Source organism: Flavobacterium chungangense LMG 26729, from assembly GCF_000735715.2.
In the GTDB taxonomy this organism is placed as follows: Bacteria; Bacteroidota; Bacteroidia; order Flavobacteriales; family Flavobacteriaceae; genus Flavobacterium; species Flavobacterium chungangense.
Genome location: NZ_JASY01000018.1, coordinates 35,623 through 61,031 on the forward strand (window position 1 = coordinate 35,623; position 25,409 = coordinate 61,031).

25 protein-coding genes and 1 tRNA gene are annotated in these 25,409 nt (G+C 32.6%); 9 read left to right on the forward strand and 17 right to left on the reverse strand.

Going from position 1 to position 25,409, the window contains the following annotated elements:
* Positions 1-96: 96 nt before the first annotated feature.
* Together JE46_RS20535 and JE46_RS20540 are read right to left on the reverse strand one after the other, a co-directional pair.
* Positions 97-2,616 (reverse strand): outer membrane beta-barrel family protein, encoded by a 2,520-nt coding sequence (locus JE46_RS20535; protein WP_031457164.1) that lies wholly within the window; start codon positions 2,614-2,616, stop codon positions 97-99.
* Positions 2,617-2,705: 89 nt separating this feature from the next.
* A complete protein-coding gene (locus JE46_RS20540) occupies positions 2,706-3,056 on the reverse strand; it encodes an arsenate reductase family protein (RefSeq protein WP_031457165.1) in 351 nt (116 codons plus the stop codon).
* Between the two features lie 110 nt (positions 3,057-3,166).
* Between JE46_RS20540 and JE46_RS20545 the strand changes: the two genes are divergently transcribed.
* Both JE46_RS20545 and JE46_RS20550 read left to right on the forward strand, forming a co-directional pair.
* Positions 3,167-4,120, forward strand: coding sequence for a CPBP family intramembrane glutamic endopeptidase (locus tag JE46_RS20545; protein ID WP_031457166.1), 954 nt, complete (start codon positions 3,167-3,169; stop codon positions 4,118-4,120).
* A 6-nt stretch (positions 4,121-4,126) separates the two neighbouring features.
* Positions 4,127-5,167, forward strand: a complete 1,041-nt coding sequence (locus tag JE46_RS20550; protein ID WP_031457167.1) for an AMP-binding protein — start codon at positions 4,127-4,129, stop codon at positions 5,165-5,167.
* 83 nt (positions 5,168-5,250) lie between these two features.
* On the opposite strand, the gene JE46_RS20555 is transcribed toward JE46_RS20550, so the two are convergent.
* The 3 genes from JE46_RS20555 to JE46_RS20565 all read right to left on the reverse strand — a co-directional run bounded on the left by JE46_RS20555 (position 5,251) and on the right by JE46_RS20565 (position 9,990).
* Complete coding sequence (locus tag JE46_RS20555; RefSeq protein WP_031457168.1) at positions 5,251-6,465, reverse strand: RsmB/NOP family class I SAM-dependent RNA methyltransferase; 1,215 nt, start codon at positions 6,463-6,465, stop codon at positions 5,251-5,253.
* Positions 6,466-6,610: 145 nt separating this feature from the next.
* A complete protein-coding gene (locus tag JE46_RS20560; protein WP_031457169.1) occupies positions 6,611-8,575 on the reverse strand; it encodes a KUP/HAK/KT family potassium transporter in 1,965 nt (654 codons plus the stop codon).
* A gap of 131 nt (positions 8,576-8,706) precedes the next feature.
* Positions 8,707-9,990 carry a hypothetical protein gene (locus tag JE46_RS20565; RefSeq protein ID WP_031457170.1) on the reverse strand — a complete coding sequence of 428 codons (1,284 nt, stop codon included), beginning with the start codon at positions 9,988-9,990 and terminating at the stop codon, positions 8,707-8,709.
* 119 nt (positions 9,991-10,109) lie between these two features.
* Here JE46_RS20565 and JE46_RS20570 point away from each other — a divergent pair, with 119 nt between their 5' ends.
* Positions 10,110-11,171, forward strand: a complete 1,062-nt coding sequence (locus JE46_RS20570; RefSeq protein WP_031457171.1) for a beta propeller repeat protein — start codon at positions 10,110-10,112, stop codon at positions 11,169-11,171.
* Between the two features lie 128 nt (positions 11,172-11,299).
* On the opposite strand, the gene JE46_RS20575 is transcribed toward JE46_RS20570, so the two are convergent.
* From JE46_RS20575 to JE46_RS24570, 5 genes are all read right to left on the reverse strand, one after another.
* Complete coding sequence (locus JE46_RS20575; RefSeq protein ID WP_031457172.1) at positions 11,300-11,758, reverse strand: hypothetical protein; 459 nt, start codon at positions 11,756-11,758, stop codon at positions 11,300-11,302.
* A gap of 18 nt (positions 11,759-11,776) precedes the next feature.
* The gene (locus tag JE46_RS20580; RefSeq protein WP_031457173.1) at positions 11,777-12,187 is read right to left on the reverse strand and encodes a hypothetical protein; all 411 of its coding nucleotides are present in this window, start codon (positions 12,185-12,187) and stop codon (positions 11,777-11,779) included.
* A 33-nt stretch (positions 12,188-12,220) separates the two neighbouring features.
* Positions 12,221-12,763 (reverse strand): RNA polymerase sigma factor, encoded by a 543-nt coding sequence (locus JE46_RS20585; RefSeq protein ID WP_031457174.1) that lies wholly within the window; start codon positions 12,761-12,763, stop codon positions 12,221-12,223.
* A gap of 68 nt (positions 12,764-12,831) precedes the next feature.
* Entirely contained in the window at positions 12,832-13,968 is a 1,137-nt protein-coding gene (locus JE46_RS20590; protein WP_031457175.1) for an SRPBCC family protein, read from the reverse strand.
* Positions 13,969-14,139: 171 nt separating this feature from the next.
* Positions 14,140-14,328, reverse strand: coding sequence for a hypothetical protein (locus JE46_RS24570; RefSeq protein WP_031457176.1), 189 nt, complete (start codon positions 14,326-14,328; stop codon positions 14,140-14,142).
* 80 nt (positions 14,329-14,408) lie between these two features.
* Here JE46_RS24570 and JE46_RS20595 point away from each other — a divergent pair, with 80 nt between their 5' ends.
* Complete coding sequence (locus JE46_RS20595) at positions 14,409-14,789, forward strand: pyrophosphohydrolase domain-containing protein (protein WP_031457177.1); 381 nt, start codon at positions 14,409-14,411, stop codon at positions 14,787-14,789.
* 61 nt (positions 14,790-14,850) lie between these two features.
* Here the strand turns inward: JE46_RS20595 and JE46_RS20600 are convergent, their stop codons facing one another.
* From JE46_RS20600 to JE46_RS20610, 3 genes are all read right to left on the reverse strand, one after another.
* The gene (locus JE46_RS20600; RefSeq protein ID WP_031457178.1) at positions 14,851-15,204 is read right to left on the reverse strand and encodes a DUF4406 domain-containing protein; all 354 of its coding nucleotides are present in this window, start codon (positions 15,202-15,204) and stop codon (positions 14,851-14,853) included.
* Between the two features lie 70 nt (positions 15,205-15,274).
* Positions 15,275-15,850: a Crp/Fnr family transcriptional regulator gene (locus JE46_RS20605; RefSeq protein ID WP_031457179.1), complete on the reverse strand. Its 576-nt coding sequence runs from the start codon at positions 15,848-15,850 to the stop codon at positions 15,275-15,277.
* 88 nt (positions 15,851-15,938) lie between these two features.
* On the reverse strand, positions 15,939-17,009 hold the full coding sequence (locus JE46_RS20610; protein ID WP_031457180.1) for a branched-chain amino acid aminotransferase: 1,071 nt from the start codon (positions 17,007-17,009) through the stop codon (positions 15,939-15,941).
* A 307-nt stretch (positions 17,010-17,316) separates the two neighbouring features.
* Between JE46_RS20610 and mnmD the strand changes: the two genes are divergently transcribed.
* Both mnmD and JE46_RS20620 read left to right on the forward strand, forming a co-directional pair.
* Positions 17,317-17,976, forward strand: a complete 660-nt coding sequence (gene mnmD / locus JE46_RS20615) for a tRNA (5-methylaminomethyl-2-thiouridine)(34)-methyltransferase MnmD (protein ID WP_031457181.1) — start codon at positions 17,317-17,319, stop codon at positions 17,974-17,976.
* Between the two features lie 172 nt (positions 17,977-18,148).
* The gene (locus JE46_RS20620) at positions 18,149-18,346 is read left to right on the forward strand and encodes a hypothetical protein (RefSeq protein WP_031457182.1); all 198 of its coding nucleotides are present in this window, start codon (positions 18,149-18,151) and stop codon (positions 18,344-18,346) included.
* Positions 18,347-18,531: 185 nt separating this feature from the next.
* Here the strand turns inward: JE46_RS20620 and JE46_RS20625 are convergent.
* The 4 genes from JE46_RS20625 to JE46_RS20640 form a co-directional block, all read right to left on the reverse strand.
* A tRNA-His gene (locus JE46_RS20625) sits at positions 18,532-18,605 on the reverse strand.
* Positions 18,606-18,692: 87 nt separating this feature from the next.
* Entirely contained in the window at positions 18,693-19,409 is a 717-nt protein-coding gene (bshB1, locus tag JE46_RS20630) for a bacillithiol biosynthesis deacetylase BshB1 (RefSeq protein ID WP_031457183.1), read from the reverse strand.
* Between the two features lie 194 nt (positions 19,410-19,603).
* Positions 19,604-20,686 (reverse strand): chorismate-binding protein, encoded by a 1,083-nt coding sequence (locus JE46_RS20635; protein ID WP_031457184.1) that lies wholly within the window; start codon positions 20,684-20,686, stop codon positions 19,604-19,606.
* A 2-nt stretch (positions 20,687-20,688) separates the two neighbouring features.
* Positions 20,689-21,120, reverse strand: coding sequence for a PaaI family thioesterase (locus JE46_RS20640; RefSeq protein WP_031457185.1), 432 nt, complete (start codon positions 21,118-21,120; stop codon positions 20,689-20,691).
* 126 nt (positions 21,121-21,246) lie between these two features.
* Between JE46_RS20640 and JE46_RS20645 the strand changes: the two genes are divergently transcribed.
* From JE46_RS20645 to JE46_RS20655, 3 genes are all read left to right on the forward strand, one after another.
* Positions 21,247-22,758 carry a hypothetical protein gene (locus JE46_RS20645; protein WP_031457186.1) on the forward strand — a complete coding sequence of 504 codons (1,512 nt, stop codon included), beginning with the start codon at positions 21,247-21,249 and terminating at the stop codon, positions 22,756-22,758.
* A 10-nt stretch (positions 22,759-22,768) separates the two neighbouring features.
* The gene (locus JE46_RS20650; protein WP_031457187.1) at positions 22,769-23,353 is read left to right on the forward strand and encodes an XAC2610-related protein; all 585 of its coding nucleotides are present in this window, start codon (positions 22,769-22,771) and stop codon (positions 23,351-23,353) included.
* 181 nt (positions 23,354-23,534) lie between these two features.
* Positions 23,535-25,394 carry an endonuclease gene (locus JE46_RS20655; RefSeq protein WP_031457188.1) on the forward strand — a complete coding sequence of 620 codons (1,860 nt, stop codon included), beginning with the start codon at positions 23,535-23,537 and terminating at the stop codon, positions 25,392-25,394.
* Positions 25,395-25,409 lie beyond the last annotated feature (15 nt).

Here is a 25,409-nt window from a genome sequence, read left to right on the forward strand (position 1 = left end):
TTATGCTAAAAAAGAAAATAAACTACAATAAAAAAAATCCAAATTCCAACTTTTACATTGGAATTTGGATTTTTACGTTTTGGGATTTAACCTGTTTTATCCTGGAAACTCTCCTCCATCTCCTCCACCTTCATTTCTCGGAGCTCCATTCTTCTCTCTGTCATTTTTAGGCTTATTGAAACGATAAGTAAACGATAAATTGAACTGACGTTTACGGAACTGAAATTCACTATATGATGTCTGAGTCATTACTCTTGAGTCATTGTAAAAATTCGTGTATGACATCATTTTTCTTGAGTTGAAAATATCACTGATATTGAATGCAATTGTACCCTTATCTTTTAAAACGTCTTTACTGAAAGCTGTATTTAAACCAAACTGTCCCAGATTTTTACCTTGTGCTGTTTTTTGTTCGCCATTATAATTACCGCTTAATTGCCAGTCTATTTTGTATGGCAGGGTAACTTTTGAACTAATTCTGGTAAACCATGTAGTAGCCTGGTTGTCTAAATTTTGTACAATCACATTACCGTTATTATCTTCATAAGTGTTTTCTCCGGTTGTTTTTACATTATAAAAATTAAAATTACTGTTTAATTTCCACCATTTGAATGGAGTGTAATTAAATGTAAATTCGAAACCAAATTTTTGTTCTTTTCCTAAGTTAATTGGTGAGCTTTTAATAACCGGAATACCTTCAACTGTTTCGCCCGGTGCAGGAGTTACAACTTCACCATCAGGAGTTACAACTTCACCTGTAGGAAACCTAACAAAACTAAAAACGTCTTTGGTATCTTCAAAATAAGCAGAAGTACTAAAAGTTACTTTATCCCAACGCTTAAGATACCCAATGTCATATTTATCAGTCAATGAAGGATTTAAATCAGGATTTCCCTGAAAGATATTGATATTACTGGCATAGTTTACCGCCGGGTTCATAAAACGCCCTCTCGGTCTGGTTAAACGCTTACTGTAACTTGCTGTAAAATTGCTTTGGTCTGAAATTTCATAACTTATAAAAGCACTTGGAAATAAATTATTGTAATTCTTAGTATTAAATTTATTTGTATCTAAAAGATTGACTTCAATATTGGTGTCTTCCCAACGCAATCCAAATAAATAGGAAAATTTATTTACTTTAAAACCGTATGAAGTATACAATGCATTTATATTTTCTTTGTACTCTAAAGTATTGGATAAATTTTCATCTTTTTCATACACCCCATTGACAAGATTGGCAACATAGTATACATTATTTAAATCGCCAAAACTTCCTTTGTATCCTGCTTCAAACTGACTTCCTTTTCCTAATGGCAAAACATAGTCTGCCTGAAGCTGAATTTGTTTCTGAACCTGATTATTTAACGTTCTATTGAAAGTAGGCTCAGCTGTAATGACGCTTTTACTGTCGTCTGTGTTTCGTGAAATCGATAAATCGGCTGTAAGTTTATGTCCTTTATCGTTGAAATTTTTGATTAAATTGGATGTATATTCTACATTTTCACCTCCGGTGTCTCCATTATTTAATCTGAATGAATTTGCTGTAGCAACACGATTAGCATCATAATTATAATAATTGATCAGATCTCTGTCTTCACCTGTATTTTTTTGATAATTGATCGCATTTGTCCAGAAAGTCGTTGGCGTAATTGACCATTCTATTCCGGCCCTTCCATTGAATCCGTCTCTGGTTCTTTTAGTGTCACGGGTTTCATCTAAGTATGATTTAGGAGAACCATCCTCATTAAAGTATTTTGTATTGGTTAAACCTTCTCCCTCATTTGTTCTGTAATTATATCCGGCTGTAGTAAAATAATTTAATTTTTCCGTTTTATAATTCAGATTGGCACTGAGTCCATACGTTTCAGGAAGTCCAGTTGAAGCAATAAAAGTTCCGTTGAAACCTTGATTTTTTCCTTTTTTAAGAATAATATTAATCAAACCAGAACCACCTTCTGCATCGTAACGAGCTGATGGATTGGTAATCACTTCAACCTTATCAATTGCGTCTGCCGGAAGCTGACGTAAAGCTTCGGCAACATTAATTGCGTTTGATGGTCTTCCGTCTATTAAAATTCGGATATTATCACTTCCTCTTAAGCTTACATTTCCTTCTGTATCCACAGAAACTGAAGGAACATTATCCAGAACATCACTAACTGTTCCTCCTTTTACCATCATATCCTGCCCAACATTGTATACTTTTTTGTCCAGTTTTATTTCAACAGATGATTTTTCGGCACGCACTACAACCTCATTCAATTGCGCAGCGTCTTCAGATAAGCTTACAACTCCTAAATTAGTATCTTCTGAAATATTTTTTCCTTTGATTTCAGTAGCTTTAAACGAAATAAACTCAACTTTGATATCATAAGTTCCAGGCGGAACCGTTAAATCAAATTCACCTTTTGGATTTGTAATTCCACCGGCAATCACTTTAGTTTCATTCGGTGCAGTAATTGAAATTGTAGCATACTCAAGTGGCTGTTTTGAAACTTTTTCTAAAACTTTTCCGGTAACTTTTACTTTCGCTTGACCCGAAGGTGGTTGTTGTGCATAATTACATAATCCAGAAAGCATAAATAGGATCAATATCGCAAATTTGATTTTTTTCATTATTTTTTTGGTATTTCTTTTCCTTTTAGACCGCAAATATAGCTTTTGGTTTAAAAGAGTAAATCACAAAAAAATGTTAATCAAATATTTTATATTCCATCTAAAAAAGAAGCTACTTTGTCCAAATCACGTCCAATTATAGCTTTTCCATCTTTTATAACAATCGGCCTCTCTATCAAAATCGGATTATCAACCATAGCCTGAATAACTTGCAAATCTGTCAAGGTTTTTCCTTTGTATTGGTCGATCCAGATTTTTTCCTTAACTCGCACCAATTCAATGGGTTTCAGGTCTAATTTTTCTATTAATCTTTTCAGTTCTTCAAAAGTTGGTGTTTCAGTAAGATATGGAATAATTTCATAGTCCTGATTCGCATTATCCAGAAAAGCCAGACAACTTCTTGATTTTCCACATCGTGGATTATGGTAAACTTGTATCATGTTATTTTTTTAAGTTGTTGTAAAATAATTGGGCTAAAAAAGGGTATTTTAGCAATCCCCAAAAATAAGATTTACTTATTAATTAGAACTCCATTTTAATTTTAAATAATATGTTTTTAGAACAAGGAATTAAACCAGAAAATAAATTTTGGAAATATCTTTTAGGCTCTGTAGTCATAATCTCAGCATCTTTTTTTGGTAACTTTCCTTTATGGCTGGCGATAAAATATGAAACTCTAATCAACAAAAAAACCTATCCAGAAAACGATAAAATGCTGATGAAAATGTTTGATTCAAACCTGACTTTATTTTTAGTAATGATTTCGTTCGCTTTTGCCTTAGCAGGAGTTTATTATGTTGTCAAATACATGCATCATCAAAGTATCTTATCCGTTACAACTTCGCGAAAAAAAGCAGACCCAAAACGTATTTTGTTTTCCTTTCTTTTATGGGCGGGTTTTTCATTATTGAGTTTTGTGTTTATTTATTTACAATCACCCGAAAGCTTTATTTTTAATTTCAAACCAATTCCTTTTTTAATATTAGTAGTTATCGGAACCCTGATGATCCCGATACAAACCAGTACTGAAGAATATGTTTTTAGGGGCTATCTGATGCAGGGTTTTGCCAACTTAGCCAAAAACAGATGGTTTCCGTTATTAATGACTTCATTAATATTTGGTTCTATGCACTGGTTTAACCCGGAAGTAACTAAAATGGGCAATATTATCATGATTTATTACATAGGTACCGGATTCTTTTTAGGAATTATTACTTTAATGGATGAAGGCATGGAACTGGCACTTGGTTTCCATGCCGCCAACAACCTGATAGGCGCTTTGCTGGTAACCTCAGACTGGACCGTTTTTCAGACCTATTCCCTTTTTATTGATAAATCTGAACCTTCTGCCAGCTTTGATGTTATATTGCCTGTGATTGTAATCTATCCTATTTTGCTTTTTATTTTTAGCAAAAAATACAACTGGACAAACTGGAAAGAAAAATTAACCGGAAACATCAAAGAAACAAACGATGAAGTGACCGAATTTTTAAATTTAAATTAATACACCATGCTAAACCTTACTCATAAAAACGTTCACAATTATTTTAAAATAGATGGTTATCATTTAAATGGAGACGATTTGCGTTCTGTTGCTTATAGCTACATTAAGGAAGATGATACTAATCAACAGGCAATTGGAGAATTTTTATTAGACTGGTTCGACGATAAAGAATATATCGAAATGAGAACATCAGGGACTACGGGTCTGCCTAAATTAGTCCGATTACAAAAACAAGCGATGATACAATCGGCATTGGCAACAGGAGATTTTTTCAATTTAAAACCTGGAAACAAGGCTCTGCTTTGCCTGCCGGTAAAATTTATTGCAGGAAAAATGATGCTCGTACGAAGCTTTATTCTCGGTTTGGAGTTAGACGTTACAGAACCCAGTACAACACCATTATCCCTAAATGATAAATTATATGATTTTGTCGCGATGGTACCTTTGCAGGTTCTAAATTCGATTGAAGGATTAAAAAATGTCAAAAAATTAATAGTGGGCGGAGCAAAAATGGATACTGCTCTTGAAGAAAAAGTTTTGCCTTTGAAAACTGAGATTTACGAAACTTACGGAATGACGGAAACTATTACTCATATTGCAGCTAAAAAAGTGGGAGAAAAAGCATTTTCTATTCTACCTAATATAAAGATTGCCCAAGACAGCAGAGGGTGTTTAGCAATTACAGTTCCTTCTATTTCCAACGAGCCTATCATTACCAATGACCTGATTGAATTGGTGAAAGAAAATCAGTTTCTATTTTTAGGAAGAATTGATAATGTAATTAATAGCGGTGGCGTAAAATTAATTCCTGAACAAATTGAAGCAAAACTCATTAAAAAAATTAATTCAAGATTTTTCGTTACCGGAATTCCGGATTCAATTTTGGGAGAAAAACTAATTTTGGTTATTGAAGGAGAAAAACAAGATTTTCCAACTGGCTTTTTTGATGTTTTGGATAAATATGAAAAACCAAAAGAAATAGTTTTTGTCCCTAAATTTAAGGAAAATGAAAATGGAAAACTATTACGCAAACCAAGCTTACTTTGATAAAATAAGAATAAATAAATCCCAAATTCCAAAATATGAATTGGAATTTGGGATTTTAAATTTTAGTATCTATTTGACTAAATTTACTCTTTACGCTCTAATAATGCCATATAAAATCCATCGAAACCAGATTCTGAAGCCAGAATTTTACGGTCTTTTATAAATGTAAATTGTTTTCCGATTTCTGTTTTCAGGAATTTCTCAACTTGTTCCTGATTTTCTGATGGTAAGACCGAACATGTAGCATATACTAATTTTCCTCCTGGCTTTACAATTTTAGAATAACTTTCTAAAACCTCAGACTGTACTTTACGAATATTATCAATAAATTCAGGTTGTAATTTCCATTTGGCGTCAGGATTTCTTTTTAAAACTCCTAAACCGCTACATGGCGCATCAATTAACACTCGATCTGCTTTTTCATGGAGTTTTTTAATCACCTTTGTAGTGTCAATAATACGATATTCGATATTAAAAGCGCCATTTCGTTTAGCCCTTAATTTTAATTGCTTCAGTTTACTTTCGTATAAATCCATTGCAATTAATTGTCCTTTATTTTCCATTAAAGAAGCAATGTGTAATGTTTTTCCACCTGCTCCGGCACAAGTATCAACAACACGCATACCTGGTTTTACATCAAGAAAACCTGCAACCAATTGTGAGTTTGCATCCTGAACTTCAAAAAGTCCCTGTTTAAAAGCATCTGTCAAAAACACATTTGCTCTTTCTTTTAAAACTAAAGCTTCAGGCTGATCTTTTAAATATTCTGTTTCGATATTTAAATCCATCAATGTGTTTCTTAAGTTTTCCTTAGTTCCTTTAAGTGTGTTGGTTCTTAAGATAACTTTTGCAGGCTGGTTTTGGGCTGCAATTTCTTTTGCCCAAACTTTTTCACCTAGTTCTTTAGCTCCCAATTCATCCATCCAGTCCGGAATAGATTCTTTTAAAGCCCTAACTTTTGAAAGCTCGTCAAAACGACCTTTTATTTTTCTTTCAGGTGTTCCTTCCAACTGTCTCCAGTCCGGAATTGGATAACCTCTTAAAACTGCCCAAACAGCAAACATTCTCCATAAATTATCTCTGTCAAAGGGTTCTTTAACTTCGGCAATTTCAGCATATAATCTTTTCCAACGAACTATTTCGTATATCGTTTCAGCAACAAACTTCCTGTCGGAACTTCCCCAACGCTTGTCTTTTTTTAAGGCTCTTGCTACCACTTTATCCGCGTATTCTCCTTCATTAAAAATAGCATTTAAAGAATCGATGGTAGTATAAACTAAATTTCTGTGTAATCTCATTTTAATTGTTTGAGTTGCAAAGGTACTATTAATTGATTGAAAGTTAAATTTTTTAATTTTGATTGTTGTTTTAACTTTCATTAAAAAGAAAAAACACTCTGATAAAGCATAAAAGAGTGTTTTTGAATGTATTTTGAAAAATGATTTATTTTATAATCCTTGTCAAACCAATATTCTCCGGAGCATGAAGCACCATTGGAAATTTTTCTATTTTTACAGAACTACTGTCTAAACCAAAAGCACTTTCTTCAGATAAACTCAATTTTTTAATTAAGAAATAGGAGTTCATGATTATTTTCTCATGCCATAATAAATCGGAGTCATTCGACAAGAATTTCTCAGACAATACAAATTTGAAATCTCCAACAATATTATTTTTGTTCAATGATTCGTAACGGCTGGTAATATCAACTTCTCCATTTTTTACCATATCACGAATAACTTCTCTAAACATTAAATTAATTTTGGTTGGTTCTCTGAATCCTAAATTGAAATCAATTCTGTAAATATCATCTTTGGCAATTTCTGTTACCTTATATTGTGTTTTATAAGGCTCAGTTAAAATATTCACATGGACAAACCAATAAATATCAGCTCTTTTTGGACGCTTTTGAAGAATGGAATACATCACTTTTTGCTCTAATTCATCAACACGATTAGCATTTGTCATGTAAACCAAATGGGTAGCATATTTTGGAATGGATAAATCTTCGCTCAATTCCATTAAGACTTTCTTGTAATCATCAATTTTGACAATTTTAGTATAGCTTTTATTAATTTTTTTAGCCATATACCATACTGTCATTACCGAAATCAATAAAATTGCAATAATCAACGTTACATAACCGCCTTCGGCAAATTTGGTAATATTAGCCAGTAAAAAACATCCTTCAATTATTAGGTAAATTGTGATTAGAGGAACCATAAAATATAGTTTTACTCTTTTCATAATCAAATAATAATTCAGTAAAATCGTAGTCATAATCATGCAGAGTACAATTGCCAAACCATAAGCATGCTCCATATTACTGGATTTTTCGAAGTGTAAAACGATTCCCACACACCCAAAAAATAACAGCCAGTTAATTGACGGAATATACAATTGCCCTTTTACTTCGGTAGGATATTTGATTCGTACTTTTGGCCAGAAATTCAATCTCATGGCTTCATTTATCAAAGTAAACGAACCACTTATAAGTGCCTGAGATGCAATAACCGCAGCCAAAGTTGCTATTACGATACCGACAGGCTGAAACCAATCCGGCATGATTAAGTAAAACGGATTACCGTTTTCACCTCCTAATACCTGCAATGTTTGTCCCTCATGATGAATTAAATAAGCAGCCTGACCAAAATAGTTTAATACTAAAGTTAGTTTTACAAAAACCCAGCTAATTCTAATATTTTTTCTTCCGCAATGCCCCATGTCAGAATACAATGCTTCTGCTCCTGTGGTACATAAAAATACAAACCCCAATACAAAAAAACCATCGGGATGTATCGATAATAAATGGTAAGCATAATAAGGATTAATAGCTTTGATGACCTCCGGATGATCCAAAATCTGAATTACTCCTAAAGTCCCCAACATAGCAAACCAAATTAGCATCATTGGTGCAAAAAATTTACCAACCAGCTTAGTACCAAACTGCTGAATGGTGAACAAAACAAAAAGAATTCCAATAACAATCGGAATCGTATTTATTTCAGGATAGTAAGTTTTTATTCCTTCTACTGCTGAGGAAACCGAAATAGGAGGTGTTATAATACCATCGGCAAGCAAGGCGCTACCTCCAATAATTGCAGGAACTATAAGCCATTGAATTTTTGTTTTCTTGACCAGGGCATACAAAGCAAAAATTCCTCCTTCACCATGATTGTCTGCACTTAAGGTTATAAGGACATACTTAATTGTAGTTTGAAGAGTTAATGTCCAGAAAACACAGGAAATACCTCCTAAAACAATATCAGCATCAATTGTATGTTCACCAAGTATGGCTTTCATTACATATAAAGGAGAAGTACCAATATCTCCATAAATAATTCCTAATGTGATCAATAAACCCCCAATAGACAACTTACTGTGTAAGTTTTTATGCGATGCGCTCATGTATGTTTTATAAAAGACGGTTGCAAATTTACTGTTTTAAAACAAACTAACGCTATTTATAAGAAAAAAGAACAAAAAAAAACACAATCTAACGATTGTGCCTCTTTTTGTTCAAAAACCTTCTTTTGTGATTAACCTCTTCTTCCCCCACCTCTTGATTCTGAATTATTTTGTCTTTGTGACTGCCCCCCTCCTCTAGCTTCCTGATTTCCTCGTGAAGCCTCTGAACGTTGGGATGCTTGTGGTCTTGCAGATCTGCTATCAGAAGCCGTTCTTTGCGATTCAGCTCTTGGAGACGACGAAGCGGTTCTGTTAGTCATTCTGTTCTCATAATTCCCTCTGGAAGATTCTGTTCTTGGAGTTGATGAGACTGATCTGTTTTCATTCATCCTATTCTCAGAATTTCCTCTGGAAGTGTTGGTTCTGTTTTCATTAGAATACCCTCTTGATTCTGTTCTGGAATTATCTTCAACCCTAACCGGACTATTTCCTTTAGATGCGTTATTTCTATCTGAAGCACCACCTCGGTTTGAATTATAACTTCTATCAGATGATGCATTTCTATTTTCAGCATAATTTCTGTTTGGAGTTCTATATTCCGTATTAGATACTCTGGCTGAGTTTGATCTGTTGTTACTGTAAACGCTTTGATTTCTGTTTAATTCTCTGCTTCCAACACGTCTACGATCTAACTCATATCTGTTACCCACATTTGCATGTCTTTGCGAAAAACTATAATTAGGATGGCGTCTTTCATAACCATAGCAACGTCTGGTTTCATATATTACAGGAGCTCTGTAACTTCTTCTGTGATTCACATAATTATAACGATTATTCACATTGATACAAATATTGATATTGTTTCTATATCTGTAAATTGGGTAAGGTCTCCATGCCACATAATATGTTGGGAAAAAATTCCAGGTCCACGTAGAGTAATAAGGTCTGTAGTTCGTAACCCAGAATGATGAATATATAACCGGAGCTACATTATAAACAGGCTCATAAATATAGTTGTCTCCATATAAATAATTATTCCCTACAATCTGAACACTTATTTTGTTATAGTTATCTCGCTCAACATCTATAGTTGCAATATCCTGATAAACATCACGATCAAGAACAGCTTGAATGATAACAACGTGAGTTCTGTCTTCAACAGATTCAATAACACGTAAATAATCAACCTCATCATCATCATTCAAGTCAAGATTTGAAATTTGGTATTTTGGATCATTTAATCTTCTTTCGAAATCCTGAAGATTGTCTGAGTCTCCAAAAATAGAAGCAACAGCTCTTAAATCTAAATTATCACTGATATCTGAGTTTTTTGCATAAACATTTGTTTGGCTTTGTACAGCAGAAGAACTTAAACCTATAGTTACTAACGCTAAAAAAAGTATTTTCGCTTTCATGGCAAATCATATTAAGATTAATATTCTGGAGTATCCAATTACTGTGCCACAAAAAAAACAAAATATATTTCACATGTTATAAATAATTGTATTTTAGCAACAACTAAATCTTAACCTATATGAAAAAAGTAATATTATTTTGCGGTGTTTTTATTTTATTCATATCTTTTAAAACACTGAATAATAGCGACAAAACAACTGTGTATGGCGGTTTTACTTCTATGCAAACAGATACTTTATTTGAAGACAAAATTAGCATTAGAGCCATTTTAATTGATAAAAATAAAGTTTGGTATGGCGCTGATAATTCCCGTTTTGGATACTACGATTTAGATAAAAAAGAAAAATTTGAAGAGCATATTTACCGGGACACTTTAAAATTAGAATTCAGAAGCATAGCTCAAACTTCAAAAGATATTTTTTTATTAAGTGTTGGAAATCCAGCATTACTTTATTCAGTTTCAAAAAAGACACAAAAAACAAAATTAGTTTACAAAGAAATTAATGAAAGAGTTTTTTATGATTGTATGCAATTTTGGAACGATAAGGAAGGAATTGCAATTGGAGATCCTACAGAAGATACTTTTTCTATCATAATAACCCGTGATGGAGGAGAGACATGGACAAAATTATTATCAGATAAATTACCTACAAATGCCAAAGGCGAATCTGCCTTTGCCGCCAGCAATTCGAACATTGTTATAAAAGGAGATGATACCTGGCTGGTTTCGGGAGGAAAAAAATCCCGGGTTTTTTATTCTCCGGATAAAGGCAAAACCTGGAAAGTTATTGAAACCCCTATTGTTCAGGGAAAAACAATGACAGGTATTTTTACAGCAGATTTTTACGATTCTAAACATGGATTTATTGCCGGAGGTGATTACGAACTTCCAGACCAAAAAACTAATAATAAAGCTTTTACAACAGATGGTGGAAAAACCTGGGAACTAATAGGTCAGGGTATGGGTTTTGGATACGCATCATGTGTGCAGTATGTTCCTGGAGGTAACGGCAAAGAAATTATCTGCGTTGGATCTGAGGGGATTCAATATTCTCAAAATGGAGGTGAAAACTGGACGCAATTATCTACTGATTCAAAGCTTTTTACAATTCGTTTTATCAATAGAAATACAGCAATTGCGGCTGGACATAATAAAGTCATTAGACTTCGCTTTAAATAAATAACATAATAAAACCCCTAAATAATAAAGTAAGTATTATTATATAGGGGTCTTATCGCTGTTGTTCCTTTGGTATTTGTCGCCCTTTGTGGCATTTGTGACGGCAGTCGGTATTTACTTTTTAAACATTAGTTCTTACCTGCTTTTTCTTTATATTGCTTTAATAATTTTCGATTAAAGTCATCTTCTGATTTTTTTAATTTCAATATTTTTTTAGCCGAAAGCACTTTGCGAAGGTTACTCATATATTTTTCTCTTAAAAAATATAATTCTTTATCTGTACTTTCTATTTGGGACAACAATGAAGCAGCTTCTTTTTCTGAAAGCGAATTAACTGTATCATCATTCAGCTTTCTCAAATAGGTTTTCATTTTTTCATGACGCAATTCATATTGTTTATCATCAAAATCGTTATAAATTGGCCAGAATTTTTCAGCTTCATTAGAGGTCAGCTCCAACTCTGTAGTCAAAAAGGACACCTTAAAAGCTTTAATTTTTTCACGCTTTTCATCTATTTTATCACTTTGCGCATAAAATGAAAAACTAACTAAAAACAGCAATATGGGAAGTATATTTTTGATTTTCATCTTTATTGTTTTTTATTTTTATTCTGAAATTAAATTCTCAATATTTGGATTTGAAGACAAAACATCTTCAAGAGTTTCCTGCTCGAGGACAATATTTTTATTTATAGCTTCAATATCTTTTGTGTCCAATTCCCGAATCAAATCATATTGATTCAAATTGGACTGATAAGACAAATATGTTTCTAAAGTAGCTTCATCAAGTTCTTTAGATGATTTATAATTATTTACTATCGGAATCATCAATGCAATAAATACTACTGCAGCAGCAGCCATTGTAACAACCTTTTTACGTTTGTAAATTGGTATTACCTTTACTTCTGTTTCACTAATTTGCTGTAAAACTTTTGCCGAAAGATCATCAAAATAATGATCCGGAGTTTTAAATCCAGTTTTAATCTTCGGTTCGTTTTCTAATTTAAATACTTTCATAATACTTATAAGACAAGTTTTATAACAAAAGGTTTAATTTGATGTAACATATAACTCAATTTTTTTTACCGCATGATGATATGAGGCTTTCAATGCTCCTACTGAAGTGCCCAGGATTTCGGAGATTTCTTCATATTTCAATTCTTCGAAATACTTCATTTTAAAAACCAATTGTTGTTTTTCAGGTAATGTAACAATGGCTTTTTGAAGCTTTATCTGAATCTCATCCCCATCAAAATAACTATCGGCCTTTAAATTATCTATGGTTTTATTCTGTAAAGCTTCGGATGTTAAACCATTCAATTTTGCTTTCTGACTCAAAAAAGTCAAGGCTTCATTGGTTGCTATTCGATACATCCAGGAAAAAAGTTTGCTTTCGCCCTTAAAATTTTTCAGATACTGAAATACTTTTACAAAGGTATTCTGCAAAACATCATCGGCATCATCATGATTCAAAACAATATTCCGAATATGAGAATACAACGGTTTTTGATATTCTGACAAGAGTTTCTGAAACGCAATATTCTGCGTTTTAGGATTTAATAATTGTACTATAAATTCCTTCTCTTCTGTCAAGTTTTTTTTTATTTATCTTGTTTGAATGAATTTATCACAAAAGGTTTAATCTCTCCTTTTATTTTTTTTTAAAATTCAGATTCTTCTTCCGGAGTTGTTTTAGCAGGAGGCGTTTCGGCAGGTTTTTTAGCAACGGGTTCAGAAGCAGCAGGTTTGTATACCGAAGGTACAGCTACCGGAATCACCTTAGGAATAACTGGATAGTAAATTTCTGTTACTAATCTTGATGAACTTTTAACATCCAATTTCCCTGCCGTTAAGATTTCAAGATGTGACCAGCTTAAATCAGGAGTTATTTTTTCCTTATTAATAAAAGCTGTTGTTTTGGCAATAGCTTCATTTATATGAGAGTAATCTCCTTTTAAAGTAGTTTTCACAGCCACAAAACTGTTCAATTTACCAGATAAGATATCACTTCCTGCACTTGTGAAAATTTCTTTGTTTATTGGCAAACAAATCGAAATTTTTGCCAAATTGGTATTTGTATCATAAGTATGATAAATAATAAAAGGCTTTCCGTTTGTATATAAATTATTGGTTTTACTAAACTCTATCAGTTTCGGAATAACAATTCTGGCATTTTTATTTACTTTTTGAATCTCACTTGTAAAAGTCTGCTTAATATAAAAACTCTCTGTTTTTTCAACAACGCCATTTACTTTTATAGCATACGTTTTAGTTTCGTAATCCAGATTCTTATCAATATTGACAAGGGTTTTTTCATACATTGTTCCTATTACTTTATCAGAACCACCATTCAAAACTGTATAAATTTTAAAAAGAAAGCTCATTTCTCCTTTAGCTTTCCAGGTAACTTTTGTTTTACCATTAAGAGTGTCTTTAAAAATCCAATAAACATCAGCATCTGTCCCGTCAAAATTTATTTTTTGATGAATACTTTCTCCGTCTTTAGCCTGTAGTGTTATACCGCTACCTTGTGCTTCACTGCCTTCCCATGAAAATAAAGCTCCATTTCCTGTTGTCTTTCCCGGAAAAGACATTTTTATTGTTGGATCTTCAATTGCCCAAGATTCAAAATCTTCAAAATTTCTAAAATCATTTACATAATTATATACAGTTGCTCTTGGCGAATTAATAACTTTGCTTCGCTCAACACTAAAAATGCCTTTTTGAGTAGCCACAAAAACACTTAAAGCAACAAAACTTAATAACAGTAAAAGAAACAGATATTTTAGGATTTTCATGTGTAGGTTGTTTGGTGTCGTAAAGTTATAAATTTATTAATAGTGTTACGAATTACAAAAAATAAAAACAGTTTTCTTAATTATATTTTCTTCAAAAACACATATAACAAAACGATTTTAAAATATTTAAAGTATACTTCAGGTTTTTAAATATAGAAATAGTTTTCAAATTTATCTCTTAAAAAAGAATTTGATTAAAAACAGAATCAGAATAAAAAGCAGAAAACCAATTAATACTTTATAATTTCCCTTATAAAATATCTTGTGTAAAGCAAGATCTTTTCGGTAAGCGAAAATCATTACGATAACAAATGTGATAAAAAAACAGACTGCGAATATTAATTGTCCCTGACTAAACATAATTGAAATTATTTTTGACAAATTTAGAGAATTGTATACGAATAGTTGCTAATTTGGCAGTCCATTTAATCAATAAAAAAATGAAAAAACAAATAGATGCTGTAAAAGAATTCCACACTGCTTTTAAAATAGGTCATAGTGAAACTCCCATTGCAGATTTAGGCGAAACAAAAAAACACCTTCGCTATAATTTAATGAAAGAAGAAAATGAAGAATATCTTGAGGCGGTACAAAATAACGATTTAATTGAAATCGCTGATGCCCTTGGAGATATAATGTATATATTATGCGGAACAATTATCGAACATGGCTTACAAGACAAAATTGAAGCCATTTTTGATGAAATTCAGCGTAGCAATATGAGTAAATTAGGCCAGGACGGAAAACCTATTTATCGCGAAGACGGAAAAGTTATGAAAGGTCCCAATTATTTTAAACCAGACTTTTCAAAATTACTTTAAATATTAATCCCTAATACGTTTTTAAAACTTACTAGGGATTTTCTAATTTTAAATCTAATTATTATACTTCAGGAACATCCTCCAGACGATAATAAATCTTCAATCCTTTTTCTTTAGCAATTCTTACATCGTTATCTGCTCCTTTTGACTCTCCTTCAAGACGAAGAACTGCATCGCATTTTTCAAGAAGCCTATGAGCAACGGGATATTGAATTTCGTCCCAGACGCTGTCACCAATTGCTTTAGATCCGGCTAAATGAAGCAGCGGCAAAGCTAACCATTCGCCAATTACAGGCAAATGCCCCATTCTGAATAACGGAAGGGCTACAGCTTCTAATTTTTCTAAATTTTGTTGAATCAATTTGGGATCGTCATTTGTACCTCCACGATAAGGACCAGCTATAAGTATTAACATATTTTTATATATTTTTTTACAAAGCACGTGAACATATTACAGCAAAAAAATAATGTAGTTTAAGAAAACACTATTTCTTTTTATTTGCTTTAATCATACTTAAAAACTCAGGCGTAATTCCCAAATATGATGCTATTTGTTTTTGTGTAACTTGTTTTACCACTTGCGGATATTTTTCTAAAAAAATATAATAACGTTGCTCTGCCGTGAGAGAAAGATTTTGAATAACCCTTAACTGTTCTCTTATGTAAGCATTTTGCATAATAATCCTGAAAAACCGCTCAAATTTTGGAATTTTAAGATACAAGTCATCTAAATCCTCTTTTTGTAAATGTAACATATGGCTCTCTTCAATTGTTTCAATATTCAATATTGCAGGTTGTTGGTTTACAAAACAAGCCATATCTGTAATCCACCAGTCAGAAACAGCAAACATAATAGTTGATTCTTTTCCTTGCTGATCTCTGTAAAATGCTCTTAAAGTTCCTGATTGCACAAAATTTATTGTTTTACAAATATCTCCTTCTTTTAAAATAATAGTTTTTTTTGGATACTTCCTTTCTTTTAAGATCGAAAGAAAATAAACTGTTTCATTTTCGTCAAGCGAAATGTGTTTGGTTATATTTTTTAAAACCAGATCCTGCATAATCTAAATATTGTTTGAAAAACAAATATAAAATAGAAAACCCGACAACTGTTAAGTCATCGGGCTTGTTCTTATATAAATCTTTTGATTATTGAACTTTAACTGTCCAGCCAAAAGTATCCTCAGCAAGTTTGTTTTGAAGATTTGTTAGTTTTTCTTTTAGCAGAGAAGCATATGAATTCTCAATTGCAGCCATTTCATAATAAACATCCTGATAAGAAAATCCTTTGATAACACTTACAACGGCTGCTGTTCCTGCTCCAAAAATTTCTTTTAAAGATCCGTTTTTAGCAGCTTCTACCAATTCTGAAACAATAACAGGACGAACTTCTACATTCAGGCCTTCTTTTTCAGCCATGGCAATTAAACTTTTTCTGGTTATACCATCTAAGATTCTTTCACTAGTTGGAGCTGTCAATAAAGTATCATTGATTCTAAAGAAAACGTTCATTGTGCCCGCCTCTTCTAATTTTGTGTGCGTTGCATCATCAGTCCAGATTACCTGCTGGAAACCTTCTTTATTAGCCAGGTTTGTTGGGTAAAACTGTGCAGCATAATTTCCAGCCGCTTTTGCAGCCCCTATTCCACCATTGGCAGCTCTGCTGTAATGTTCTGCAATAATTACTTTTACCTCACCAGCATAATACGATTGTGCAGGAGAAAGTAAAATCATGAATTTATATTCATCTGAAGGATTTGCAACAACTCCGGGACCTGTAGCAATCATAAACGGACGGATATACATACTGCTTCCGTTTCCTCTTTGAATCCAGTCTTTATCAATTTTTAATAATTCATTCAAACCATCCATAAAAACTGATTCAGGGACTTCCGGCATTGCCATACGAACTGCTGAGTTATTAAAGCGCTTGTAGTTTTCATCCGGTCTGAACAACCAAACATCATTATTATCATCCTTGTAAGCTTTCATTCCTTCAAAAATTGCCTGACCATAATGAAAGACTTTAGAAGACGGATCCATTAAAATTGGAGCATAAGGCTTAATGACCGGTGTTTGCCACTCTCCATTTTTAAAATCACATTCGAATAAATGGTCTGTAAATACAGCACCAAAGCTTAAGTTTTCAAAGTCTACACTACTAATTTTAGAAGAAGTGGCTTTTCTGATTTCAATTTTGCTTGTTTGAGATGTACTCATAATAATGTAAGTTTTACGTAATTTTCATCACAAAAGAAGAATCTTAAAGTGATAATTTGATATAAAATAGAATTTATTGAATGCAAAATTAAGTAAAAATATATAAATTACTTGCCAAAAACCCATTAATTACCTCATTTAACTGCGATTTATTTATCTTACAATAAACTTAAAATTTTAACTGATTTTTATATGGATTTTATGAAAAAACCTTGATTTTTTAAGGCTTTACGCATTTGTTTTGATTAAATTTGACTTATTCTAAATATTAGAAAGTATCTAAATCGCATTGTAAAGTTCAAAATTAATGGAAAGAGAAATTATAAAAACGCTAGATGGCTCAACTACAATTCATTTAAAAGAATGGGATGAATGTTATCATTCAAAACACGGCGCAATTCAGGAAGCAAAACATGTATTCATAAAAAATGGGCTTTCACTTTTTGAAGATAAACCCGTGAATATTCTCGAAATTGGTTTTGGAACCGGATTAAATGCTTTTATAACTTTTTTGGAAACAAATCAAAAAAATCAAATCATTGATTATACAGGTGTAGAAGCTTATCCTGTCAATGCCGACGAAGTTTTATCTATGAATTATGTATCTGAGCTTGAAGCGAATCAATTTGACGAAATTTTCAAGAAAATGCACGAATGCGATTGGGATTTGGCAACTGAAATAAGTTCTAATTTTTCGTTAACCAAAAGAAAACAATTTTTTGATGAAATAGATGATTTTGAAATTTTTGATTTGATTTACTTTGATGCCTTTGGATACAGAGTACAACCTGAGCTTTGGAGTACCGAAATTTTTCAGAAAATGTACAATAGCTTAAAACCAAATGGTATTTTAGTAACTTATGCCGCCAGAGGAGTCGTTAAAAGAAGTATGATTGAAGTTGGATTTACCGTTGAAAAATTAGCAGGCCCACCTGGAAAAAGAGAAATGTTCAGAGCTGTAAAATAATTCACACAACATTATTTAGAACAAATCTATATTGCTTTATATATATTAAGAAAACGTATTCGTTACCAATATTTTAAAAAAAATAAGTTAAAAAGCTATTTTATATGTGATATTTGATTAAATTTGGTTCGAGTTCAAAAATAGAGATAACCCCCCAAAATCTTATTTTATTATGTCAAAAATGATGTTTGATTACACGAAATCAATACTCGAGAGAGTAAGTTTCGACCCGGTACTTTTTTGTAAAGAATTAGAAAAAGCTATCAAAACACTGTTACCTTACGAAATGGAACAATTGCAAGAATGGTTATTAAACTTCATCGTCGAAAAACCAGAATTAAAAGAATGTTTACTATTAGTTAAAGTATAAAAAACGAGAGACTGTCTAAAAAATGACAGTCTTTTTTTTTGCAGTACTGTTTTGGCTTCATCTTTAAACTAATCTCAATATATTTTGAGAGAGGAATTGTTTTCTTAAAAATGAAATATCAGTAACTATCTGTAAATTTATTCCACAAAAAAAGCCTTGAATTACTTCAAGGCTTTAAATTTCTGGGTGGCTGACCGGGTTCGAACCGGCGACCCGCGGCACCACAAACCGCTACTCTAACCAACTGAGCTACAACCACCATTTACTTAAGCTTTCGCTTAGCGGTTGCAAATATATGACAAAGGTTTACTTCTACAAAGAAAAAATTAAAAAAAATCTATCTTTTTTACATCAAATCTCCTAAGCTATTGACAGCCAAACACCTTTCTACAGTAAAACCTTCTGCAAAATCTTTACCAACCAGCCTTCCCAGGTCCTGTGCTCTGTAATTTAGGCTTTCCAGAAAATTTTTGCTTGTGATTGGCGTAGCAGGTTCTTTAGAATCTGGATCATAAAATTGCGTTTTGTAAGCCAGAATTGCCTCTATTTTCTTTTCTTCAAAACCAGTAATATCTACAACAAAATCAGGTACCAGATTTTTCCATTGTATATAATGATACACTACTTTAGGTCTCCAGGCTTCCTGTTTTTCTCCATCCAGTAAAGTTTCAATTTTTACCAGGCCCGATAAAAAACAAGCATCTGAAACTAATTTACTTCCTTTTCCGTGATCAATGTGGCGATCATCAATAGCATTACACAAAACGATTTCAGGCTTATATTTACGAATCATTTTTATAACCTCTAATTGATGTTTTTCATCATTAGCAAAAAAAGCATCACGCATAGCTAAATTTTCACGTACAACCACTCCTAAAATTTTTGCGGCATCTTTTGCTTCCTGATCTCTTGTTTCTGCTGTTCCACGCGTTCCTAATTCTCCACGTGTCAAATCAACAATACCTACTTTTTTACCAAGCGACACTTCTTTTAAGATTGTTCCGGCACAACCCAATTCTACATCGTCCGGATGTGCACCAAAGGCTAATATATCTAATTTCATAATTTATCAAATTCAATGGCAAAAATCAATGACAATGGCAAGTTCAAAAATCAATGAGAATGAGAATTTCAAAAATCAATTCAATCTCAATTTTGAAAACCACAATTGATTTTAACAACATTCTTAATTCTTAATTCTTAATTCTTAATTCTTAATTCTTTATTCTTTATTCTTTATTCTTTATTCTTTATTCTTTATTCTTTATTCTTTATTCTTAAAACCCTTTTCATTGTCATCGATTTGTTGACACTTTCCTCCCACTCCTTTTCTGGAATACTTTCTTTTGTAATTCCACAGCCCATGTACAAAACGGCTTTGTTTTTCTGAATTTGCATGCTTCGTAGATTTACAAATAAATCAGAACTTATATCATTTCCTGCAAAACTGCTATTTAATTCTCCTAGAAAGCCTGTATAAAAAGTTCTGTCATAATTTTCATTTTCCAAAATAAATGCTTTGGCTTTTTTCTTTGGCAAACCACAAACTGCCGGAGTTGGATGAAGTGTATCGATTACTTCTTCTAAAGTTGATTTTTTATTTAAAACTCCGGAAATATCCGTTTTAATATGCCAGATTGATCCCGCTTTAATACTATAAGGTTCTGTAACCATCACTGAATTTGCAACTTCCCTCAATCGCTTTATAATAAAATCAGTTACATATTGTTGTTCCTCTTTTTCTTTTTGCTCCCAACGAATTTCAGTTTCAGAATTTACTTTTTGAGTCCCGGCCAAAGCTGTTGTTTCAAAAATATTTCCGTTCGCTTTTAGCAATTGTTCGGGCGTTGCTCCCATCCAGAATCCAATTTTCGGATGAAAAAAACAATAGCAAAAAGTAGTCGGGTATAACTGAACCAAATGCTGGAACGTTGCTACAAAATCAAATTCAGTTACCTCTACAGTTTCACTTCTGGATAAAACTACTTTTTTAAATTCATCATTTTTAATGGCTTCAATTCCTTTTGAAACTAAATCCTGATATTGTTTTTTCGCTTCATGATTCAAATTCAGATCATCAGCTTCAATCGATTCAAATGCCGTTATTTCTTTATCAATACTAATAATTTCCGATTCATTTTCCGGAATTAAAATCAGTTGTTTTTCATCAAAAGAAGCAAAAACAAATCCTTTATCGCTATAATCCGAAACTTTATACAAAATATCATTTTGCTGTAAAATCCCAATAAGATTTGAGCTATTGGGTTTTAAATAAAGTACAAAAGGTAAATTTTGATTGTGATGATGTTTTATTTTGGAAAAAAAAATATTCGTATTCATTACTATTCTGCTTTCTTTTTATCCAAAACCATATTCGTCAGTTTACAAAGCGAAATCAGGTTTCCGGCTTCATCGGTAATTTTAATTTCCCAAAGATGAAGACTTCTTCCTTTATGAATAATGCGGGCTGTACCAAAAACAACTCCCTCACGGATACTTTTTAAGTGATTTGCCGAAATTTCTATTCCACGTACTTCCTGTTCTTTTGCGTTGATAAAAAAATGTGATGCTGCACTGCCTACACTTTCTGCCAGAGCTACCGAAGCACCTCCATGCAAAAGCCCCATTGGCTGATGAACTGAAGGATTTACGGGCATTTTGGCAACTAAAAAATCTTCTCCGGCATCTATATATTCTATTTTTAGCGTTTCCATTAATGTGTTTTTCGAAAACTCATTGCAATACGCTATAATTTGCTCTTTTGTATAATTCATTAAAATCAGCTTTAAAATCGTAAAATTAAAGAAAAGAAAAGATACAAATCAGAAAAAGCAATTCTAAAATTTAAAATCCGCTTTCAACCTATAAGATTTTTGCTATTTTTACAAAAAACAATTCAAATGCGTCATTATTTTGTTCTCTTCATTTTCGGAATACTTTTAGCAGCGAGTTCATGCCGAACCGATTTTGACACCGTTGCCAGCACAGGAGACTTAAAATTCTCAAAAGACACCGTTTATTTAGATACTGTTTTTAAAAACATAGGTTCAAGCACTTATAACCTAAAAGTATACAATCGAAGTAAAGAAGACATCAATATTCCAGTAATTCAACTTAAAAACGGATTAAGTTCAAAATACAGAATGACTGTTGACGGAATGAACGGAAACAATGGTAAAATATTCAACAACATCACTCTATTGGCAAAAGACAGCTTATATATTTTTGTTGAAACGACTGCAGACATTACCGATGCTAATCCGACTGACTTTTTATATACTGATGAAATCCAGTTTGACAGTGGCTCAAATCTTCAAAAAGTAGCTTTGGTAACTCTGATTCAGGATGCCGTATTTTTATATCCAAAACAAAATCCTGACGGAAGCAAAGAAAAAATTCAAATTGACGGCAAAGATGTTGATGGATTTTATCTTGACGAAAATGACGAAACAAACGGAAATGAGCTACTTTTCACGAATGACAAACCTTATGTAATTTACGGATACGCAGGAGTTCCCGAAAATAAAACCGTAACTTTTGAAGCCGGAGCGAGAGTGCATTTTCATGATAATTCAGGACTTTTCATAAGCAATAAATCTTCACTTCAAATTAATGGAGATATCTCAACAACTAAAAATTTAGAAAACGAAGTTATTTTTGAAGGAGATCGTTTAGAGCCTGAATATTCTGATATTCCCGGGCAATGGAATTCGATTATTTTCGCTAATGAAAGTACAAATCATGTTATCAATCATCTTACTTTAAAGAATGCCAAAATTGGTCTGGATATACGAAATCAGGATGCCAGCACTTTTCAGATTAAAAACACACAGATTTACGATTGTTCCAATTACGGAATTCTGGCTCAAAATGCTAAAATTAACGGAGAGAATATCGTTATTAATTATGCCGGTTTAGCAGCTTTATCCTGCGTTTACGGAGGCGATTATAAATTTACTCACTGTACATTTAACAACACTTGGTCTGGTGGACAACAATTCGCTGTCAATTTAAGCAACAAACTGACAGGAGCAACACCGGAAACGAATCCGCTGACTCAGGCTACTTTTAATAATTGTATTATTTATGGTTCAAATACCAACGAATTCAATTTAGACAAAAATACTGCTGCTGCTTTCGTTTATCAGTTAAATAATTGTTTACTGAAATTCGGCAGTACTTCAAATCCCGATTATCAATTCAGTACAGATACAGCACATTATAACGCTATTATTTTAAACGAAAACCCGAAGTTTTTTAATGTCAACCTCAATAAACTTAATATTGACAAAACTTCTGCCGCTTTCGCGAAAGGGAATCAGGCATATAGCATTCCGTTGGATATTATTGGAAACACAAGAACTTCACCGCCGGATTTAGGTGCTTATCAAAATAAAGATTTTCCGAAGTAGTTTGAGATTTATGAAATTAACTTTTGCACTAATCATTTTCAATGTATTTTTTATTAATGCATTTGCTCAGAATACAAAAACAATTAAATGTGATTCTATTTATAAAAACAAAGGAATTACAATAAAACTAAAGAATTTTGACACCGAAACAGATGGCTACAACGATGAAAAAAACTCAATTTTAATTATCAGCCAAAAGATAAATAATAAATCTTCTGTTTTAGTAAAAGATTCGATTTTTAGCAGTGCTCAAAAAATCGAATTCCAAGATTTCAATTATGACGGAATAAAAGATATTTTGATTCAGAATATTTCTGATGTAAGAAGCAATTGGACCTATAATTTGTATCTCTACAATTCTAAAACAAGCGATTTTATAAAAATCATTGGTTTTGAAGAAATCAAAAACCCGACATACAATGTAAAATATAATATTGTAGAAAGTTATGCTACATCTGGTCAAGATTGGGTTTCCTTTTACAAAATAAAAAAGAACCGCATTTACGATTATGGCATCACAATAGTTGATGATCACGGAAAGAATTTTGAAAAAGAATACCAGAAAGCCATAAAAAAGATTTCAGCAAAAAAGTAAACCTCACACCTTCATTTTTTACAGCTAAAAAAAGCTTCGTAAGAAAATATATCTAAAATTAAACATCACTTAACACTGTGTATTCATAAAAACAGTAAATTTGGCAAATTAAAACTTTAACAATCAATATGTTAAAAAATTAATTTTAATCATTACCCAAATTAACCCTAAACTTTTTTTTATGAAAAAACTCTACTCCTTTTCATTATTACTATGCGTTACATTCGGTTTTGCTCAAATCCCTTCAGGCTATTACAACACTGCAACGGGAACCGGCTATACTTTAAAAACCCAATTGTACAACATTATTAAAGGTCATACCAATAATGGTTATGCCGGACTTTATACGACTTATTTAACTTCTGACGTCGATAATTTTTACGAAAACGACGGAACAATTTTAGACATGTATTCTGAAAATCCATCAGGTACAGACCCTTACAATTACACTACCGGAACAACACAACGATGCGGCAGTTATTCTGTTGAAGGTGATTGTTACAACAGAGAGCATATTATTCCGCAATCGGTTTTTAATGAAGCATCACCAATGGTTGCCGATGCTCATTTTATTACGCCAACTGACGGAAAAGTAAACGGGATTCGTTCTAATTATCCACACGGAACTGTAAATTCAGCTACTTACACTTCTCAAAACGGAAGCAAACTTGGATCAAGTTCTGTATCCGGTTATTCAGGAACTGTTTTTGAACCCGTAAACGCTTTTAAAGGCGATATTGCCCGAATGTATTTTTATTTTGCGACACGATATGAAAACACAGTCGCAGGTTATTCCTTTCCAATGTTTGACGGTTCAAGCAATAAAGTATTTACAACTGCTTTTTTAAATGTTCTTTTAGCCTGGCACTCGCAGGATCCTGTGAGCGCGAGAGAAATTGCAAGAAACAACGCTATTTATGCACGTCAGAACAACAGAAACCCATTTATCGACCATCCGGAATATGTAAACCAAATTTGGGGAGGAACTGCTCCTTCCGGAGATACTCAGGCACCAACTGCTCCAACAAGTTTGGCTTCAACTACAAAAACAGCGACTTCAATTACACTTTCGTGGACAGCTTCTACTGATAATGTTGCCGTTACAGGTTATGACGTTTATGCAAACAGCGTTTTAAAAACCACAGTTACTGGAACAACAGCTACAATTACTGGTTTAACAGCTTCAACTGCTTATTCTATTTATGTAAAAGCAAAAGATGCAGCCGGAAATACTTCTGCGTCAAGCAGTACGATTGCCGTTACAACAAACAGCAGCGGCACTAGCGGAACAGCAACAGATTTGCTTTTCTCTGAATATATTGAAGGTTCCGGAAATAATAAAGCTTTGGAAATTGCCAACAACACAGGAAGTTCCGTTAGCTTATCTGCTTATACTATCAAAAAACAAACGAATGGTGCAGGTTCCTGGAGTACCGGCTTAGCTTTAAGCGGAACTTTAGCAACCGGAAGCAAATTTGTAATTGTAAACAGTTCTATTTCTTCAAGTTGTTTTTCTACAAGTTCAGCTAATATTTCAACAACAGCTACTGAATTGACTTTCAACGGAAATGATGCCGTTGGTTTGTTCAAAAATGGTACTTTAATTGACATCATCGGAACTTTTAGCGGAGGAACAGCTAATTTTGCTATAGATGTAACTTTAAGAAGAAAATCGACTGTAACTTCTCCAAGCACTACTTTTAATTTGAATTCACAATGGGATTCATTTTCATCAGATACCTGTAATAACTTAGCCAGTAAGAAAGCACAGCCAACTGCAATTGAAGAAGAAGAAATTGTTTCAGATTCAGATAACATTATAATTTACCCAAACCCTTCTAACGGAAATTTCAACATTGTTTTAGATAATTCTGCTGCTTCCTATTCAGTAGAGATTCTTTCTATCACGGGTTTAAAAGTATTTGAAAAATCAGACTTAACAGATGCTGTAATTTCAGTAGATCATCTTTCGAAAGGGACTTATATTATAAAAATTACGAAAGAATCAAAAACCATTAATAAAAAGATCATAATCAAATAATTAGACCTTACTTTT

What these genes read in the sequence shown, in the direction of transcription:
- JE46_RS20650 (WP_031457187.1), top strand. Translation starts at nt 22,769, where the DNA reads ATGAAATTAACTTTTGCACTAATCATTTTCAATGTATTTTTTATTAAT.
- mnmD (WP_031457181.1), top strand. Translation starts at nt 17,317, where the DNA reads ATGGAAAGAGAAATTATAAAAACGCTAGATGGCTCAACTACAATTCAT.
- JE46_RS20570 (WP_031457171.1), top strand. Translation starts at nt 10,110, where the DNA reads ATGAAAAAAGTAATATTATTTTGCGGTGTTTTTATTTTATTCATATCT.
- JE46_RS20595 (WP_031457177.1), top strand. Translation starts at nt 14,409, where the DNA reads ATGAAAAAACAAATAGATGCTGTAAAAGAATTCCACACTGCTTTTAAA.
- JE46_RS20600 (WP_031457178.1), bottom strand. Translation starts at nt 15,204, where the DNA reads ATGTTAATACTTATAGCTGGTCCTTATCGTGGAGGTACAAATGACGAT.
- JE46_RS20540 (WP_031457165.1), bottom strand. Translation starts at nt 3,056, where the DNA reads ATGATACAAGTTTACCATAATCCACGATGTGGAAAATCAAGAAGTTGT.
- JE46_RS20605 (WP_031457179.1), bottom strand. Translation starts at nt 15,850, where the DNA reads ATGCAGGATCTGGTTTTAAAAAATATAACCAAACACATTTCGCTTGAC.
- JE46_RS20545 (WP_031457166.1), top strand. Translation starts at nt 3,167, where the DNA reads ATGTTTTTAGAACAAGGAATTAAACCAGAAAATAAATTTTGGAAATAT.
- JE46_RS20580 (WP_031457173.1), bottom strand. Translation starts at nt 12,187, where the DNA reads ATGAAAGTATTTAAATTAGAAAACGAACCGAAGATTAAAACTGGATTT.
- JE46_RS24570 (WP_031457176.1), bottom strand. Translation starts at nt 14,328, where the DNA reads ATGTTTAGTCAGGGACAATTAATATTCGCAGTCTGTTTTTTTATCACA.
- JE46_RS20655 (WP_031457188.1), top strand. Translation starts at nt 23,535, where the DNA reads ATGAAAAAACTCTACTCCTTTTCATTATTACTATGCGTTACATTCGGT.
- JE46_RS20575 (WP_031457172.1), bottom strand. Translation starts at nt 11,758, where the DNA reads ATGAAAATCAAAAATATACTTCCCATATTGCTGTTTTTAGTTAGTTTT.
- JE46_RS20550 (WP_031457167.1), top strand. Translation starts at nt 4,127, where the DNA reads ATGCTAAACCTTACTCATAAAAACGTTCACAATTATTTTAAAATAGAT.
- JE46_RS20560 (WP_031457169.1), bottom strand. Translation starts at nt 8,575, where the DNA reads ATGAGCGCATCGCATAAAAACTTACACAGTAAGTTGTCTATTGGGGGT.
- JE46_RS20640 (WP_031457185.1), bottom strand. Translation starts at nt 21,120, where the DNA reads ATGAATTATACAAAAGAGCAAATTATAGCGTATTGCAATGAGTTTTCG.
- JE46_RS20555 (WP_031457168.1), bottom strand. Translation starts at nt 6,465, where the DNA reads ATGAGATTACACAGAAATTTAGTTTATACTACCATCGATTCTTTAAAT.
- JE46_RS20565 (WP_031457170.1), bottom strand. Translation starts at nt 9,990, where the DNA reads ATGAAAGCGAAAATACTTTTTTTAGCGTTAGTAACTATAGGTTTAAGT.
- JE46_RS20590 (WP_031457175.1), bottom strand. Translation starts at nt 13,968, where the DNA reads ATGAAAATCCTAAAATATCTGTTTCTTTTACTGTTATTAAGTTTTGTT.
- JE46_RS20635 (WP_031457184.1), bottom strand. Translation starts at nt 20,686, where the DNA reads ATGAATACGAATATTTTTTTTTCCAAAATAAAACATCATCACAATCAA.
- JE46_RS20645 (WP_031457186.1), top strand. Translation starts at nt 21,247, where the DNA reads ATGCGTCATTATTTTGTTCTCTTCATTTTCGGAATACTTTTAGCAGCG.
- bshB1 (WP_031457183.1), bottom strand. Translation starts at nt 19,409, where the DNA reads ATGAAATTAGATATATTAGCCTTTGGTGCACATCCGGACGATGTAGAA.
- JE46_RS20535 (WP_031457164.1), bottom strand. Translation starts at nt 2,616, where the DNA reads ATGAAAAAAATCAAATTTGCGATATTGATCCTATTTATGCTTTCTGGA.
- JE46_RS20620 (WP_031457182.1), top strand. Translation starts at nt 18,149, where the DNA reads ATGTCAAAAATGATGTTTGATTACACGAAATCAATACTCGAGAGAGTA.
- JE46_RS20610 (WP_031457180.1), bottom strand. Translation starts at nt 17,009, where the DNA reads ATGAGTACATCTCAAACAAGCAAAATTGAAATCAGAAAAGCCACTTCT.